1 pseudogene is annotated in these 524 nt (G+C 68.8%); it reads left to right on the forward strand.

The annotated features are described in order from the left end of the window. Window positions 1-524 (forward strand): annotated as a pseudogene (locus ACXJKR_RS34420) (hypothetical protein); the annotation flags it as partial.

Raw genomic sequence — 524 nt, forward strand, 5'->3', positions numbered from 1 at the left:
TGTGGTACTGGGTCAAGTTCACGACCAACGGCGGCAGCTACAACTCCGGCTCGGCCAACGCCACGCTTGGCGCCGCCTGCAAGCCGACGGCCATCACACCCTACATCAACGCCAACGGTGCGTGGACGCAAACGGCATCGGCCACCATCAAGACCGGCGCCTCGGCCATCCTAGGCCCGCAGCCGACATCCGGCGGCATGTGGAGCTGGAGCGGCTGCGGCACCGCCGGTGCAGCACGCGAGCAGACCATCCAGCCGCCCGCGGCCTGCACGGCCACCGCCACTTACACCAACAGCTGCGGCGCCAAGACCCAGCAGACGTTCTCCATCAAGGTGGGAACCTGGACGAGCGCGAAGTGGGGCGGCGGCGGCTACGTCACGGGCCTGGTCTTCCACCCGACCACCGCCAACCTGCTGTACGCGCGCACCGACATCGGTGGCGCCTACCGCTGGAACCAGCCCACGTCGTCCTGGGTGCCCATCACCGACGGCCTGGGCTTCGGTGGCGGCGAGGMCAGTTTCCAC

The organism is Roseateles sp. P5_E11 (assembly GCF_054049355.1).